We start from the raw sequence: 14,849 nt of genomic DNA, 5'->3' as shown, positions 1-14,849 counted from the left end.
GGTTCTGAAAATGCTAGCGGTGCTTGCGATTTTGCCGATATTCGGCCTGATAGTTCTGGGGTACGTGCTGGGTCGCCGGCAGTGGCTGAGTCAGGAATCATCGGCGGGACTGGCGAGCATTACCTTCAAGCTGTTCATGCCGACCCTGCTGTTTATCGGGATCGCCAAAGCGCCGCTGGCACAAGGTCTGTCGCCACTGTTATTGCTGGCCTATTACGTGCCGGCCTTAATCGTATTCTGCAGCGTCAATCTGATTGCTCAGCGCATTACCGGCCATGCCACAGCCTCCGGATTGGCGGCTACTTTTTCCAACAATGTGCTGGTGGGTATCCCGTTGGTAACCACATTGCTGGGCCATGACGGGCTGGTTTATGTGTTTGCGATTCTGGTTTTCCACAGCCTTACGCTGTTTACCCTGCAAAGCATTTACTCAGCGTTTGGCAGCGTCGAGCAGGTGAACTTCAAGGCACTGCTGAAGAACCTGGCGAATCCAATGATTATCGGCCTGCTGCTGGGGGCGATGCTTAACCTGTCCGGGCTCACGGTGCCCGCACCTCTGTGGCAGATGGTCGAGTGGCTGGCGCAAGCGGCATTGCCGTGCGCGTTGATCGTCTTGGGCGTGAGTTTGTCCGGATACAGATTGCGTCCGACCACCGCTGTGGTGATGCTGAGCGGCGTCAAGTTGCTGGTGTTTCCGCTCCTTGTCTACACCTCGACGGCTCTGGTTCCGGGGCTCAGCCATGATGCGCGCAGCGTGCTGGTATTGATGGCTGCGTGTCCGAGCGGGGTGAATATTCTGGCCTTTGCGAAAACCCAGTTGGATACCCGCAATGTCAGTTCGACCATCTCGCTGTCAACTGTGCTGGCGGCACTCACGCTGCCGCTTTGGGTGTTGCTGGTGGCGCACTGAGCCCGGCGCAATGCCTGGCTGTTCGGTTGCAAATAACAGCGGCGGATTATCCGCAAGCCGTTTCTGCTCAGTGTCGCCTCAGGCTTGCGGGCTGTTTTGTTGCAGCACAACCGGCTGGCTGTCTTTGAGTTCGCCCAGTAGCGGTTGTGGCTTGAGAACCGGGCGCGCATAAACGTCGGCTGCGAACAGTAAAAACAGCAAGCTGAAGAACAGAGTGGCTTTCATTTCAGGTCTCCTTACGATCAATTCGTCACAATGTTGATGCAGGATATAGCGCGGCTGAAAAATAGGAATTTGTCTGCTTTGATAGTCATCATTGGTCGCTCTGATACACCTTCTCGAGCGCTCTGGCGCACGACTTCTGGCGGATGCGCTAAGGTCATCAAATACTGCTGATAAGGATCAGCAGGCCTGACACACGGATGAACCTAAATGCCCGAGAAGCAATCACTGCGATATCCGCTGATTTTGGTGCCGGGCTTGCTCGGTTTCATAAGCCTGCTGGGCTATCACTACTGGTACGGCATTGTGCGTTTGCTCGCTCGCCACGGTGCCAAGGCTATACCGGTGTTGGTGTCGCCGGTGCATTCGACCGAGGAACGCGGCGAGCAACTGCTGGCGCGAATCGACGCGGTGTTGGCCAGTACCGGAGCTGCCAAGGTGCATTTGCTCGGGCATAGCCAAGGTGCGCTCACTGCCCGCTATGCCGCAGCCAAACGTCCGGATCTGGTGGCGTCAGTAACCTCAGTGGCCGGGCCTAATCATGGCTCTGAACTGGGTGATTTCCTGCAGCGTAATGCCCGGCCAGGCTCATGGCGTGAACGAGTCGTGAGTGCTCTGCTGCAAGCATTTGTCTGGCTTACTACGGTACTTGAGGTCGGCTACCGTGGGCCCAGGTTGCCCTTTGACACCGCAGCCGCGCAGCATTCGCTAACCACAGAAGGGGTGGCGCTGTTCAATCAGCGTTATCCACAGGGCTTGCCGCATACTTGGGGCGGTGAAGGCGATGAGGTGGTTAACGGGGTTTATTACTACTCATGGTCCGGCACATTGCAGCCCGGTATTACCAACCGTGGCGGCAATTTGTTCGATGGCCCGAATGTGGCGTGTCGGTTGTTTGCCCGAACCTTCACCCGCGAAGTTGGCCAGTGCGATGGCATGGTCGGGCGTTACAGTTCGCATCTGGGCAAGGTGATTGGCGACAACTACCCGCTGGATCATTTTGACATCGTTAACCAGAGTTTCGGCTTGGTTGGCAAAGGCGCTGATCCGCTGCGTCTGTTTGCTGAACATGTTGAGCGACTGGCAGCGGCAGAGGCTTAGACCAAAGTCTTAAGCGTCGCGGCAGAAGCCAAGCCCCGCGTTTTCGAGCAGGGAGCAAGCGCCATGCAGCGATGCGGGCGCTGATGCCGGCGGTTGCTGGCGCCTGAAATCCCTCAAGTGACACTCGCCTGGCGCAGGTGCATGCGTGTGGACTGTGGGCGCGTCTTTGGCTTGGGTTGGCTTTGCCTGATCTTGAGCTAGGCTCAGCGGATAAGTAAAAAAACACATTGCAGGGAATCGCATGAACAAGGCCATTCGCGGTTTTGTCAGGACGGTAGACCGGGTTAATCGTCTGATCGGACGATTTGCCATGTACCTGATTTTCGTCATGCTCGGGGTTTTGCTGTACTCCTCCATCAGTAAGACCTTTTTTGATCCGGCTGCCTGGACGCTGGAAACTGCGCAATTTTTGATGGTCGCCTACTTCCTGCTGGGCGGGCCCTATTCGATGCAGCTCGGCGACCATGTACGCATGGACCTGCTCTACAGCCGCTGGAGCCCGAAAACGCGGGCTACCGTGGATGCCGTCACCATTCTGATGCTGATTTTCTACCTGGCGATGCTGCTCTACGGCGCGATCTCCTCGACTCATTACGCGCTGCAATACAGCGAGACCAGTTACTCCGCGTGGTCGCCGCCGATGGCACCAATCAAAATAGTCATGACCATCGGCGTTGCACTGATGTTGCTGCAAGCCATCGCCACGTTCTTCAAGGACGTCGCTGCTGCACGCGGGGAGACGTTGTAATGGGCTACGAATTTATCGCCCTGTTGATGTTCTCCTCGATGATGGTGCTGCTGCTGACAGGCAAGCGCGTTTTTGGCGCCATTGGCTTCGTCGCGGTGGTGGCCGCGCTGGCGTTGTGGGGGGATGGCGGCTCCGAGGTGGCGTTCAGCGCCGCCATGAAATTGATGAAGTGGTATCCGCTGCTGACCCTGCCGCTCTTTGTGTACATGGGCTACATGCTGTCGGAGTCGGGCCTTGCCGAAGACCTCTACCGCATGTTTCACGTGTGGATGGGGCCGCTGCCCGGCGGGCTGGCGGTCGGCACGATTGGCCTGATGGTGGCGATCTCGGCAATGAACGGCCTGAGTGTGGCCGGCATGGCGATTGGCGCCAGTATCGCCTTGCCCGAACTGCTGCGACGCGGCTACGACAAGATCATGGTCACCGGGGTTATTCAGGCCGGCAGTTCCTTGGGTATTCTTATTCCGCCCAGTGTGGTGCTGGTGCTGTACGGCATGATCGCGCGCCAACCGGTCGGCCAGTTATGGCTTGCCGGGGTGTTTCCCGGCCTGCTTATGGCCGGGTTGTTTATCCTCTATATCGCCATTCGTTGTCGTTTGCAGCCGGAGCTGGGGCCGGCGCTGAGCCGTGAGGAACGCGCACAAATCACCTGGGCGGAGCGCTTCAGTCTGCTCAAGGCCGGGGTTGTGCCGCTGTTTATCTTCTTCAGCATGACCGGCCTGTTTCTGATGGGTATCACCAGCCTGGTCGAAAGCTCGGCGGTCGGTGCCACGGCTGCGACCCTGGCGGCGTTGTTTAAGGGGCGGATAAATCGGCATGTCATGGAAGAGACCCTGCGCAAAACGCTGGGCATCAGTTGCATGTTCATGTGGATCATTCTGGCGGCGCTGTGCTTCGGCGCGGTATTCGATGGCCTGGGCGCGGTGAAGGCGATTGAAGCGTTCTTCGTCGATCGTCTGGAAATGAGCCCGTGGCAGGTGCTTATCCTGATGCAAGTGTCGTTCATCATCATGGGCATGTTCCTTGATGACACCGCCATGCTGGTGATCGTCGCACCGCTTTACGTGCCGTTGGTGGGCGCGCTGGGTTTTGATCTGGTGTGGTACGGCGTGCTGTACACCATCACCTGTCAAATCGCCTACATGACGCCGCCGTTTGGCTACAACCTGTTCCTGATGCGGGCGATGGCCCCGCCCGAAATCACCCTGCGCGACATCTACGTCTCGGTCACACCCTTTGTTTTGATCATGGTGCTGGCCTTGGTGTTGGTGATGGTCTTTCCGCAACTGGCGCTTTGGTTGCCGCAGTGGCATTACGCCAGATAGACGGATCAATGAATCCGGCGCGCCTTAAGTAGTGGTGTGCCATCGAACCGGGGCTGTGCAGTATTCAGGCCCGGATAAGTGCCGCCAGCCATGAGCTGAAGCGGCCTGATGTGCCTTGACACTACGGAGAGCACCGCATGACTACTAGACGCAGTTTTCTTAAAAATGCCGCCGTCACCACTGGCGCGGTGGGCGCGACCGCTTTGGGTTCTGCACACATCTATGCCGCCGAGGCGAAAAAAATCACCTGGCGGCTGCAAACCTATGCCGGCCCGGCATTGGCCGAGCATGTGATTAAACCTTCGATTGACGCCTTCAACAAAGCCGCCGATGGCCAGATGGAAATCCAGTTGTACTTCGCCGACCAGTTGGTGCCAACCGGCGAGCTGTTTCGCGCGATGCAGCGCGGCACCATCGACGCGGTGCAGAGTGATGACGACTCGATTGCCGCGCCTGTGGATATCGCCGTGTTTGGCGGCTACTTCCCCTTTGCAACGCGTTACAGCCTCGATGTGCCAGTACTGTTTGAAAAGTACGGGCTCAATGAAATCTGGGCCGAAGCCTACGGCGAAGTCGAAGGTGTTACCTGGCTCGGGGCAGGCGCCTGGGACCCGTGCAACTTTGCCACGGTCGAGCCGGTGAACAGCCTTGCTGACCTCAAGGGCAAGCGCATTTTCACCTTTCCAACCGCCGGCAAGTTCCTCTCGCGTTTCGGCGTGGTACCGGTGACGCTGCCTTGGGAAGACGTTGAAGTGGCGATCCAGACCGGCGAATTGGACGGCATTGCCTGGTCCGGTATTACCGAGGATTACACGGTCGGCTGGGCCAACGTCACCAAGTATTTCCTGACCAACAACATCTCCGGCGCGTGGTGCGGCTCCTACTTTGCCAACTCGGACAAATGGGACGAGGTGCCCGAGCACCTGAAAACCCTGTTCAAACTGTGCATGGACAGCTCCAACTACTACCGCCAGCACTGGTATTGGGGGGGAGAGGCGGCACTGCGGGTTGAGGGCAGCAAATTGCAGCTGACATCCATTCCGGCTGCCGAGTGGAAAACCGTAGAGGATGAGGCGCAAGTGTTCTGGGATGAAATCGCCAAGACCAGCCCACGCTGCGCCAAGGTTGTGGATATCTTCAAGAAGTACAACGCTTTGATGGCCAAGGCTGGCTCGCCTTACCGTTAATCCGTCTTGCCACGACGGCCGATTTCCTGCGCTGCTTTCAGGAAGAAACAGCGCGGGTGTTTTTAAGGAAAGCCTCAACAACAATAACAGAGGTCGCCATGCTTAATCCGCGGGATGTAAAGACCCTTGAAGATGCCAAACGGATCATCGAAGAACGGGGTTTGAGTCATGTGAAAGTTGGGTTGTTCGATAACGATGGGGTCATGCGCGGCAAGTACATGAGCCGCTCCAAATTCTTCTCCTCATTGCACAGCGGTTTCGCTTTCTGCGATGTGGTGCTGGGCTGGGATGTTAAAGACCAGCTCTACGACAACGCCCAATACACCGGCTGGCACACCGGCTATCCCGATGCGCCGGTGCGCATTATTCCGTCCAGTTGCCGTGAGCTGCCGTTCGAAAACGGCATGCTGCTGTTTCTCGCCGAGTTCGACCAGCAAGCGGAGGCGGTTTGCCCGCGCGGCACTTTGCGCCGGGTTATCGAGCGCTGTCAGGCCATGGGTTTTGAGCCCTTTGCTGCGCTTGAGTACGAGTTCTTCATGTTCGATGAAACGCCGGAGTCGGCGCGCGAGAAAGGCTTTCGTAATCTCAAACCGTTCACCCCGGACTGGTTCGGTTATTCGATGATCCGCAACTCGGTACATGCCGAGTTGTATCACCAGATTCTCGAAATGGCCGAGCTGATGGATTTTCCAATCGAAGGCCTGCACACCGAAACCGGCCCCGGTGTGCTTGAGGCGGCAATCGCAGTGGATCGCGCCGAAGCGGCGGCAGACAAAGCCGCGCTGTTTAAAACCTTCATGAAAGTACTGGCCCAGCGCAACGGGCTGATGGCGACGTTCATGGCCAAATGGTCGGGAAAATATCCGGGCCAGAGCGGGCATATCCATGTGTCGCTGCGCGATAGCAGCAGCGACAAATCAGCTTTTTACGACGCCAACCAAGAACACGGCATGAGCGAGATTCAGCGGCATTTTCTGGCCGGTCAGCAACGGCTGATGCCGGAGTTCCTGTGCATGGTTGCGCCCACGCTGAACAGCTATCGGCGGATGATTCCCGGCTTCTGGGCGCCAACTGATGCGACCTGGGGCGTGGAAAATCGCACAGCTGCATTGCGCGTGATTCCCGGCAGTGACAAATCCCAACGTCAGGAATACCGCCTTGGCGCGGCGGACGGTAATCCGTATCTGGCGTTGTCGGTGGCGCTCGCTTCCGGGCTCTACGGGATCATGCACAAGTGGCAACCCACCGACCCGGTAGTCGGTAATGCCTACGATCAGCAGCATCCTGCCGAATTGGCTCTGCCCAGAACCTTGTGGGATGCGGCTCAGCGACTGAAGGCCTCGACGGCGGCGCGTGAGTTGTTTGGCGATGCTTTCGTTGAGCACTTTGCCGCCAGCCGCGAATGGGAGGAACGCGAGTATCGCCGCCATGTCAGCGACTGGGAGCTGGATCGCTACTTCGAGATTATCTAGCGAAGCCGCTGACCGCTGTTGCGGCCCTTAACCCGTGGCGCCGAGCAAGGTTGTGGCGCCGTATGCGGTATTTATCAGGAGTGATGTATGGCGAAGTTGCAGTGTATTTCCCCGATTGATGGCTCGGTGTACGTTGAACGCGAACTTGCCAGCGCAGAGCAGATCAGCGCCGCGTTGGAGCGCGCCGAACAGGCGCAGCGCCAATGGAAGCAAACGCCACTGGCAAAGCGCATTGCCATTGCCCGCAAGGCCGTTGAGTTTTTCAGTGCGCAAGAAGCCGAGCTGGCCAATGAGTTGTGTTGGATGATGGGGCGGCCGATCCGCTATGGCGCCGGTGAGGTGCGCGGGTTTGTCGAGCGTGCAAGCTATATGGCCGACATTGCCGAAAGCGCGCTGGCGGATATTCAACTGCCGGAAAAGCCCGGCTTCACCCGGTTTATCCGCCGCGAGCCGCTCGGTGTCGCGCTGGTAATCGCGCCCTGGAATTACCCGTATCTGACGGCGGTGAATGCCGTGCTGCCAGCGTTGCTTGCGGGTAACAGTGTGCTGCTTAAACATTCGGCGCAAACGCCATTATGTGCCGAGCGCATGGTGGCCGCATTCGATGCGGCGGGCTTGCCGGGCGGGGTGTTTCAGTACCTGCATTTGAGCCATGCCGATACCGAACAGTTGATCAAGGCGCCGGCGGTGCAGCATGTGGCCTTCACCGGATCGGTGCCGGGCGGGGCGATGGTCGAGCAGGCCGCTGCGGGCCGGTTTATCAGCACGGGGCTTGAGTTGGGCGGTAAAGACCCCGCCTATGTGCGCGCCGATGCAGACCTTGCGCATGCCGTTGAAACGACTATCGACGGCGCGTTCTTCAACTCGGGGCAGTCGTGCTGCGGCATCGAACGGATTTATGTGCACGCCTCGCTGTATGACGCCTTTGTCGAGCAGGCGGTGGCATTGGTTAAGCAATACCGTTTGGGGCGCTCGGATGACCCGGAGACGACACTCGGTCCCTTGGTGCGTGCTGAGGCGGCTGAGTTTGTGCGTGGGCAAATCAATGAGGCGGTAGCGGCGGGTGCCACGGCGCATATTGATCCGGCTGACTTTGCGCTCGACAAGCCGGGCACCGCGTATTTGGCGCCGCAGGTTTTAACCGGGGTCGATCACAGCATGCGCGTGATGAGCGAGGAGTCATTTGGGCCGGTGGTGGGTATCCAGAAGGTGGCGGACGATGCCGAAGCGCTGCGGTTGATGAACGACAGCGAGTTCGGCCTTACTGCCGCAATTTTCAGTCAGGATGAAGATGCTGCATTGGCGCTGGCTGATCAAATCGAGGCGGGCACCGTATTTCTCAATCGCTGTGATTATCTCGATCCGGCATTGGCCTGGACGGGCGTGAAAAACTCAGGGCATGGCTGCACGTTGTCGAGTGTCGGTTTCGAGTACCTGACCCGACCTAAATCATTTCACTTCAAGACCCGGTTGTGAGGGCGCCATGAATACTGACCAATACCGTATGAATTGGAATTACCCGACGTCGATCCGCGTGGGAGTCGGACGTATCGCCGAGCTGGCCGATGCCTGCAAAGGGCTTGGCATGAGCGCGCCGCTGCTGGTCACCGATCCCGGCCTGGCGGCGCTGCCCATGATCGATCAGGCGCTGGCCCAATGCCGCGATGCAGGGCTCAAGGCAGATGTGTTCTCTGCGATCAAAGGCAACCCCACAGGCGAAAACGTGGAGGCAGGCGTTCGCGCGTTCAAGGCCGGCGGGCACGATGGCGTGATTGCCTTCGGTGGCGGCTCGGCGCTGGATGCCGGCAAGGCGATTGCACTGATGGTCGGGCAAAACCGCCCGCTGTGGGACTTTGAGGACATCGGTGATAACTGCAACCGGGTCAATGTGGCGGGTATGGCGCCAGTGGTTGCCGTGCCGACCACTGCCGGTACAGGCTCGGAAGTCGGCCGCGCCTCGGTGATCACCGACGACAGTGCGCACATTAAACGCATTATTTTCCATGCGCGCATGTTGCCGGCGTTGGTCATACTCGACCCGGAACTGACCGTTGGCCTGCCGCCCAAAATTACCGCTGCAACCGGCATGGATGCGTTGTCGCACAGCCTGGAGGCGTTCTGCTCTCCACTGTTTCACCCGATGGCTGAGGGCATTGCCCTCGAAGGGATGCGGCTGGTGCAGGAATACCTGCCGCGCGCGGTGGCGCAAGGCAATGATGTCGAGGCGCGTTTGCAGATGCTGGTGGCCTCGAGCATGGGCGCCACCGCATTCCAACGCGGCCTCGGCGCAATGCATGCACTGGCGCACCCGTTGGGAGCCCTGTACGACGCCCATCATGGCCTGTTGAATGCGGTGTTGATGCCGTATGTGTTGCATGCCAATCGCAGCCGCATCGAAAGCCAGATGGCCAAAATGGGCCGCTACCTGAGCCTGCCGAGCCCGACCTACACTGGCGTGTTGGATTGGGTGCTGCAAATGCGCGAGCAATTGGGCATCGCCCATACATTGGCCGAGATTGGTATTGATGATGTGCGAATGGAGCAGGTCGGAAAAATGGCCGAGGTCGATCCCTCCGCCGGCACCAACCCGATCACCTTCAACAGCGAGCAGTACCGGCAAATATTCGAAAATGCCCTGACCGGAAAGATGTAAACACAGGGCCAAACACACGGTGGGGTGTTTAGTTGAGTGTGCTCGCACCGGCGCGGTAATCGGTTGCGGCGCGCCTCGTAACGATGCGTTACGTATTGGGTGCCGGAGGATGGAACCCCCAACGGGGTTTCCGTCATTGCAATATCGCGACTGGCGCGGTGTGGCTTTGGATTTCGCGCAACCCGCAAAACAACAACCTAACCGCGTTATACCGCCAGGCCGCCATGACGGAAGCCGCTACGCGGATTCCATCCTCCGCCGGTGAGGTGTTTGGTTTGGCGTATTCGCACCGGCGCGGTATTCGATGCGTTGCGCCTCGTATTAATACGATTTCTGTTGGGGCATGCCGGAGGATGGAGCCCCCAACGGGGTTTCCGTCATTGCGATGTTGCGACTGGTGCGGTCAGGCTTTGGATTTCGCGCAACCCGCAAAACAACAGCCCAACCGCGTTATACCGCCAGGCCGCCATGACGGAAGCCGCTGCGCGGATTCCATCCTCCGTCGGTGGGGTGTTTGGTTGGGGGGATTCGCCGCGGCGCGGTCATCGGTATGGTGTGGTCCGTAACCGCCGCACTACCAAGTCTGCCTTATTCGGCTTCCAGCTCTGCTTTGAGCGACTCATACGCGGGGGCTGCGTATATGCCGATCTCTACTGCCAATTCCAGCACGCGGGGCAGGTCGGTGGTGTAAACCAGCACTGCTTGCAATGCGTAGTCCAGCGGCTCGCTGAAACTCACCAACACATAACCCTTGGTTTCAGGGCTGAGGCTGCTCAGTTGCACTTGTATGCGGTTCAGCGCTTTCAGCGGTTCAACTTTAACCAGTTGCTTGGGTTTGAGGACGAAGCTGACCTCGGCGCCAAAGGATTCGACAACTTGCTCGAACAGGGCGTCGTAGCTGTCGGCCATGAACAGTACCGTCTCTGGCAGGCTGCCGGCCACGACCCATTCGCCCAGCGGAATGGGGAATTCGTCATCAAAGTTGATATCAGGATTGGCGGCCAGAAACTTCTCGGGATCGGCATACGCCTGCACCGCTTCATCGGCGATGCGCTGAACATCTTCAGCAAGCATGCAGCCCGAACTGATTTTGCTGATTAACTCTTCAAGCTGGGCTTTCATCGCATCTGATCCTGTAAGTGTTGAGTCTAAACGCCAAGGATATAGGCAAATCTGCGCGCACCCTAATTCACAAGACAACCTGCGCCTGAAAAAACGGGCCGGTCAGTCATTTCATGGTGTGCTTTCAGACTGCGGTATGGCGCCAGCCGCCGTTATTTTGCGGGGCGCACTGCACTGATTAAACCAGTGATGCCTCGTCCAGCGTGGCGGTGCGCGGGATTTTGTCTGCATCCCAGTGCGCCGTCGCCCAGCTCAGCAATTCTTTGGGCGGTGCATTATTCAACTCGGGCGGCATCTCCTGGCCAAGCGTGCGCAAGGCTTTGGCCAAAAACGCGCTGGCTTGGTCAGTCTGCAAGGGAGGTGAGCGATAGGACTTGCCGAGTTTGTTGCCGTCGGGTTGGACGATAAGCGGCACATGCAGGTAGCGCGGCTGGCTGAAACCGAGCAGCTCCTGCAAATACAATTGGCGAGGGGTCGAGTCGAGCAGGTCGGCGCCGCGTACGATGTCTGTTATGCCTTGCCAGGCATCATCCAGCACCACGGCCAATTGATAGGCGTATAGCGCGTCGCGGCGCTGAATGACGAAATCGCCAACCTCATTGCCCAGATGCTGGCTGAACGCGCCTTGGACCCGGTCGGTAAATGCGTATGTCAGTTGCGGTACACGCAAACGAATGGCCGCATCAATGCGCGTGTGGCCGGCATTGCGGCAAAAGCCGGGATAGATGCCGTTATAGCCTTCAAGCTGCTTGCGTGAGCACGTGCAGGCGTAGGCCAGGCCCTGGCTGAACAGTTGCTCTACGCAGGCGGCGTAATACGCGTGCCGGTCACTCTGGCGAACCAGTTGGCCGTCCCATTCAAAACCGTAGCTTTCGAGGGTGTGCAGGATTGCATCCTGGGCGCCAGGCACTTCACGCGGAGGGTCTATGTCTTCCATGCGCAGCAGCCAGCGGCCGCCTACCGAGCGGGCGTCGAGATACGAGGCCAGCGCTGCGACCAGCGAGCCAAAGTGCAAGTTGCCACTTGGGGTCGGGGCGAAGCGGCCCACGTAAGCGCCAGTATTCACGTGCAATACCGCTCAGGCAGAAATAAAACGGGGTGCCTTGGCACCCCGTTTCGGCAGATCAGGAACCGATCTGTTTTTCTTTGATTTCTGCCAGAGTCTTGCAGTCAATGCAAAGCGTGGCAGTAGGACGCGCTTCCAGTCGACGAATGCCGATTTCTACGCCGCACGAGTCGCACCAGCCGTAGTCTTCGTCTTCGATCAACTGCAGGGTTTCGTCAATCTTCTTGATCAGCTTGCGCTCGCGGTCGCGGGCACGCAGTTCCAGGCTGAATTCTTCTTCCTGGCTTGCGCGGTCGGCCGGATCAGGGAAATTGGCTGCTTCGTCCTGCATGTGATGCACAGTCCGGTCAACTTCCTGCATCAACTCCAGCTTCCATTTGTTAAGGATGCTGGTGAAATGCGCACGCATCGGCTCACCCATGTACTCCTCGCCCTTACTTTCTTTGTAGGGTTCAAAGCCACGAATCAGTTGACCGCTCTTTTCTTTTGCTTTGGTGGGCATCGATGTCCGCCTCTCACTCTTACTAATCCACTGCGCAGGTGATTTCCATTGCCGATTTTGAGGTCGGCCCTGCGGCTGCAAGCGGGCGAACTTACCAGAACAACCCGTGGTGCGCTACTCCCAGTTGTCGAGGTTGTGCCGTTTCTTCGAACAGTTGGGTAGAATTCGCCCCTAAATTCAGATCAAGGCGAGTTCCATGGCCCAGCCCTACAGTGCCCGCAGCCGCGCAATAGAACCTTTTCATGTTATGGCGTTGCTGGCGCGTGCCAATCAACTGCAAATTGATGGCCATGATGTAATTCATCTTGAAATCGGCGAACCGGACTTCACAACCGCATCTCCTATTATAGCGGCTGGGCAGGCGGCGCTGGCAGAGGGCCATACCCGCTACACCTCCGCGCGCGGGATTCCGGCGCTGCGCGAAGCTATTTCGCGGTTCTATGCCCAGCGTTACCAGCTGAATATCGATCCTGAGCGAATCCTCATTACCCCGGGCGGCTCAGGCGCGTTGCTCCTGGCCACCAGTTTGCTGGTGGACCCGGGCAAGCACTGGTTGCTGGCAGATCCGGGCTACCCGTGTAACCGGCATTTCTTACGGCTGATCGAGGGTGCTGCGCAATTGGTGCCAGTTGGCCCGGATGTGCGCTATCAGCTCACGCCCGAGCTGGTTGAGCGTTATTGGGACAAAGACAGTGTCGGTGCATTGGTGGCGTCTCCGGCCAACCCGACAGGCACCTTGCTCAGCGCCGATGAATTGGCGGGCTTGTCTCAGGCGCTCAAGCGCCGTGGCGGCCACCTGGTGGTTGATGAGATTTATCACGGGCTGACCTACGGCGTAGATGCGCACAGCGTGCTTGAAGTCGACGATGAAGCCTTTGTGCTGAACAGTTTTTCTAAATACTTCGGCATGACCGGCTGGCGCTTGGGTTGGCTGGTGGCGCCGCCGGCGGCTGTACCAGAGTTGGAGAAGCTGGCGCAGAATCTTTATATCAGTGCGCCGAGCATGGCCCAGCAAGCGGCGCTGGCCTGCTTTGAGCCGCAAACCCTTGAAATCCTTGAGCAACGCCGCGAAGAATTTGCCCGTCGCCGCGACTTCTTGCTGCCGGCCTTGCGTGAGCTGGGCTTCAAGATCGCCGTTGAGCCCGAAGGCGCATTCTATTTATATGCAGACATCTCGGCTTTCGGCGGGGACGCATTTGCATTCTGCAAACACTTCATTGAAACCGAGTACGTGGCCTTCACGCCAGGTAATGACTTCGGCCGTTTTCAAGCGCATCAACACGTGCGCTTCGCCTACACACAGAGCCTTGAACGCCTGCAACAAGCCGTCGAGCGTATCGCACGCGGCCTTAAGACCTGGAACCCGCATGCACTTTGAGCCACCACTGGAATCAGCGCGCCTGATCAAGCGCTACAAGCGGTTTCTCGCTGATATTGAGACGGATAGCGGCGAGCTGATGACCATTCACTGCGCCAACACCGGCTCGATGCTCAACTGCATGAGCGAGGGTGGGCGCGTGTGGTTCAGTCGCTCCAACGACCCCAAGCGCAAATTGCCTGGCAGTTGGGAGATCGGCGAAACCCCGCACGGGCGACTGGCCTGCATTAATACGGCGCGGGCCAATGCGTTGGTCGAAGAAGCGCTGAATGCCGGCGTTATCGGCGAACTGGCCGGGTTCACTGCGCTCAAGCGTGAAGTGCCTTACGGTGAGGAGCGCAGCCGGATCGACTTTCGTCTGGAGTATCCGGGCGGGGCGGCGTATGTCGAAGTTAAAAGCGTGACGCTGGGCTTTGCCGACACCGATGTGGCGGCGTTTCCGGATGCGCGCACCGAGCGCGGCGCCAAGCACCTGCGTGAACTCGCCACTCTGGCTCGTCAGGGCGTGCGGGCGGTTCAGTTGTACTGTGTGAATCTCTCGGGGATAACTGCTGTGCGCCCCGCCGAGGAGATTGATCCGGGCTACGCCAGTGCCCTCAAAGAGGCAATGGCGGCTGGCGTGGAAGTGCTGGCGTATGGTGTGGAAATCAGCCCGCAGGGGGTTCGCGTCACTCATCGGCTGGATGTGCAGCTCTAGCACTGATCGGGATCAACGCTGGGTGGCGTTCGGTTTATAGATTGACCCAGATGCCATCCGCGTCTTCGCGGGATTCGAGCTTGTACAAGGATTGTCCCGCGCAGGGGCCCGCGACGCATTCACCGCTATCAATCAGGAACAGTGCGCCGTGGGTGGCACACTGGATCAGGCTGGCGCTGGAATCGAGAAACTGGTCAGGTTGCCAGTCCAACGGCACGCTGCGATGCGGACAATAGTTGCGGTAGACGAACACCTGGCCGTCTTTGCGCACGGCAAAAACCCGTTCATCGTCCAACGTAAAGCCCCGACTCTGGCCTTCAGGCAAGTAGGTCGGGGCGCATAAAAACTGCATGAGTCACTCTCCGCTTAAGGCGGCGATTATCGCCAACAGCGGACAGATGCGAAAGGGGCACATCCGTGTGCGAATTGAATCTGTTGCGCAGCGGCTGCGCAGAAAGTTGCTCAG

At 58.5% G+C, this 14,849-nt stretch carries 15 protein-coding genes; 10 read left to right on the top strand and 5 right to left on the bottom strand.

The window, feature by feature from the left end; translation table 11 throughout:
* The first annotated feature begins 10 nt into the window (after positions 1 to 10).
* Positions 11 to 910, top strand: coding sequence for an AEC family transporter (locus BM395_RS21410; RefSeq protein ID WP_090515545.1), 900 nt, complete (start codon positions 11 to 13; stop codon positions 908 to 910).
* A 78-nt stretch (positions 911 to 988) separates the two neighbouring features.
* On the opposite strand, the gene BM395_RS23420 is transcribed toward BM395_RS21410, so the two are convergent.
* Positions 989 to 1,135, bottom strand: coding sequence for a hypothetical protein (locus BM395_RS23420; RefSeq protein ID WP_170827707.1), 147 nt, complete (start codon positions 1,133 to 1,135; stop codon positions 989 to 991).
* 207 nt (positions 1,136 to 1,342) lie between these two features.
* Between BM395_RS23420 and BM395_RS21405 the strand changes: the two genes are divergently transcribed.
* From BM395_RS21405 to BM395_RS21375, 7 genes are all read left to right on the top strand, one after another.
* Entirely contained in the window at positions 1,343 to 2,233 is an 891-nt protein-coding gene (locus tag BM395_RS21405) for a lipase family alpha/beta hydrolase (RefSeq protein ID WP_090515544.1), read from the top strand.
* Between the two features lie 241 nt (positions 2,234 to 2,474).
* Entirely contained in the window at positions 2,475 to 2,981 is a 507-nt protein-coding gene (locus tag BM395_RS21400) for a TRAP transporter small permease subunit (protein ID WP_069897945.1), read from the top strand.
* Positions 2,981 to 4,306, top strand: coding sequence for a TRAP transporter large permease (locus BM395_RS21395; protein WP_069897944.1), 1,326 nt, complete (start codon positions 2,981 to 2,983; stop codon positions 4,304 to 4,306). The genes BM395_RS21400 and BM395_RS21395 overlap by 1 nt, the downstream gene beginning before the upstream one ends.
* A gap of 137 nt (positions 4,307 to 4,443) precedes the next feature.
* Positions 4,444 to 5,493 carry a TRAP transporter substrate-binding protein gene (locus BM395_RS21390; RefSeq protein ID WP_069897943.1) on the top strand — a complete coding sequence of 350 codons (1,050 nt, stop codon included), beginning with the start codon at positions 4,444 to 4,446 and terminating at the stop codon, positions 5,491 to 5,493.
* Between the two features lie 98 nt (positions 5,494 to 5,591).
* The gene (locus BM395_RS21385; protein WP_090515540.1) at positions 5,592 to 6,965 is read left to right on the top strand and encodes a glutamine synthetase family protein; all 1,374 of its coding nucleotides are present in this window, start codon (positions 5,592 to 5,594) and stop codon (positions 6,963 to 6,965) included.
* 87 nt (positions 6,966 to 7,052) lie between these two features.
* Positions 7,053 to 8,441 (top strand): aldehyde dehydrogenase family protein, encoded by a 1,389-nt coding sequence (locus tag BM395_RS21380; RefSeq protein WP_090515531.1) that lies wholly within the window; start codon positions 7,053 to 7,055, stop codon positions 8,439 to 8,441.
* A 7-nt stretch (positions 8,442 to 8,448) separates the two neighbouring features.
* Positions 8,449 to 9,618 carry an iron-containing alcohol dehydrogenase gene (locus tag BM395_RS21375; protein WP_090515529.1) on the top strand — a complete coding sequence of 390 codons (1,170 nt, stop codon included), beginning with the start codon at positions 8,449 to 8,451 and terminating at the stop codon, positions 9,616 to 9,618.
* A gap of 588 nt (positions 9,619 to 10,206) precedes the next feature.
* Here BM395_RS21375 and BM395_RS21370 read toward each other — a convergent pair.
* The 3 genes from BM395_RS21370 to dksA all read right to left on the bottom strand — a co-directional run bounded on the left by BM395_RS21370 (position 10,207) and on the right by dksA (position 12,308).
* Entirely contained in the window at positions 10,207 to 10,740 is a 534-nt protein-coding gene (locus BM395_RS21370) for a hypothetical protein (protein WP_090515527.1), read from the bottom strand.
* Between the two features lie 178 nt (positions 10,741 to 10,918).
* On the bottom strand, positions 10,919 to 11,806 hold the full coding sequence (gene gluQRS / locus BM395_RS21365; protein WP_090515525.1) for a tRNA glutamyl-Q(34) synthetase GluQRS: 888 nt from the start codon (positions 11,804 to 11,806) through the stop codon (positions 10,919 to 10,921).
* A 58-nt stretch (positions 11,807 to 11,864) separates the two neighbouring features.
* Positions 11,865 to 12,308, bottom strand: a complete 444-nt coding sequence (gene dksA, locus BM395_RS21360) for an RNA polymerase-binding protein DksA (RefSeq protein WP_069897937.1) — start codon at positions 12,306 to 12,308, stop codon at positions 11,865 to 11,867.
* 196 nt (positions 12,309 to 12,504) lie between these two features.
* On the opposite strand from dksA, the gene BM395_RS21355 reads away from it, so the two are divergent.
* Together BM395_RS21355 and sfsA are read left to right on the top strand one after the other, a co-directional pair.
* Positions 12,505 to 13,686 carry a pyridoxal phosphate-dependent aminotransferase gene (locus BM395_RS21355; RefSeq protein WP_090515523.1) on the top strand — a complete coding sequence of 394 codons (1,182 nt, stop codon included), beginning with the start codon at positions 12,505 to 12,507 and terminating at the stop codon, positions 13,684 to 13,686.
* Positions 13,676 to 14,383 carry a DNA/RNA nuclease SfsA gene (sfsA, locus tag BM395_RS21350; RefSeq protein ID WP_090515521.1) on the top strand — a complete coding sequence of 236 codons (708 nt, stop codon included), beginning with the start codon at positions 13,676 to 13,678 and terminating at the stop codon, positions 14,381 to 14,383. Before BM395_RS21355 ends, sfsA begins: the two co-directional genes overlap by 11 nt.
* Before the next feature lie 34 nt (positions 14,384 to 14,417).
* On the opposite strand, the gene BM395_RS21345 is transcribed toward sfsA, so the two are convergent.
* Positions 14,418 to 14,735, bottom strand: a complete 318-nt coding sequence (locus tag BM395_RS21345; RefSeq protein WP_090515519.1) for a Rieske (2Fe-2S) protein — start codon at positions 14,733 to 14,735, stop codon at positions 14,418 to 14,420.
* Positions 14,736 to 14,849 lie beyond the last annotated feature (114 nt).

Origin of the sequence: Pseudomonas marincola (assembly GCF_900116605.1) — a bacterium.
In the GTDB taxonomy this organism is placed as follows: Bacteria; Pseudomonadota; Gammaproteobacteria; order Pseudomonadales; family Pseudomonadaceae; genus Aquipseudomonas; species Aquipseudomonas marincola.
The sequence above is the reverse complement of the archived record's forward strand: the minus strand, read 5'-3'. Positions and strand labels throughout refer to the sequence as shown.

What these genes read in the sequence shown, in the direction of transcription:
- dksA (WP_069897937.1), bottom strand. Translation starts at nt 12,308, where the DNA reads ATGCCCACCAAAGCAAAAGAAAAGAGCGGTCAACTGATTCGTGGCTTT.
- BM395_RS21390 (WP_069897943.1), top strand. Translation starts at nt 4,444, where the DNA reads ATGACTACTAGACGCAGTTTTCTTAAAAATGCCGCCGTCACCACTGGC.
- BM395_RS21375 (WP_090515529.1), top strand. Translation starts at nt 8,449, where the DNA reads ATGAATACTGACCAATACCGTATGAATTGGAATTACCCGACGTCGATC.
- BM395_RS23420 (WP_170827707.1), bottom strand. Translation starts at nt 1,135, where the DNA reads ATGAAAGCCACTCTGTTCTTCAGCTTGCTGTTTTTACTGTTCGCAGCC.
- BM395_RS21385 (WP_090515540.1), top strand. Translation starts at nt 5,592, where the DNA reads ATGCTTAATCCGCGGGATGTAAAGACCCTTGAAGATGCCAAACGGATC.
- BM395_RS21405 (WP_090515544.1), top strand. Translation starts at nt 1,343, where the DNA reads ATGCCCGAGAAGCAATCACTGCGATATCCGCTGATTTTGGTGCCGGGC.
- BM395_RS21380 (WP_090515531.1), top strand. Translation starts at nt 7,053, where the DNA reads ATGGCGAAGTTGCAGTGTATTTCCCCGATTGATGGCTCGGTGTACGTT.
- BM395_RS21410 (WP_090515545.1), top strand. Translation starts at nt 11, where the DNA reads ATGCTAGCGGTGCTTGCGATTTTGCCGATATTCGGCCTGATAGTTCTG.
- BM395_RS21370 (WP_090515527.1), bottom strand. Translation starts at nt 10,740, where the DNA reads ATGAAAGCCCAGCTTGAAGAGTTAATCAGCAAAATCAGTTCGGGCTGC.
- BM395_RS21395 (WP_069897944.1), top strand. Translation starts at nt 2,981, where the DNA reads ATGGGCTACGAATTTATCGCCCTGTTGATGTTCTCCTCGATGATGGTG.
- BM395_RS21355 (WP_090515523.1), top strand. Translation starts at nt 12,505, where the DNA reads ATGGCCCAGCCCTACAGTGCCCGCAGCCGCGCAATAGAACCTTTTCAT.
- BM395_RS21345 (WP_090515519.1), bottom strand. Translation starts at nt 14,735, where the DNA reads ATGCAGTTTTTATGCGCCCCGACCTACTTGCCTGAAGGCCAGAGTCGG.
- BM395_RS21400 (WP_069897945.1), top strand. Translation starts at nt 2,475, where the DNA reads ATGAACAAGGCCATTCGCGGTTTTGTCAGGACGGTAGACCGGGTTAAT.
- sfsA (WP_090515521.1), top strand. Translation starts at nt 13,676, where the DNA reads ATGCACTTTGAGCCACCACTGGAATCAGCGCGCCTGATCAAGCGCTAC.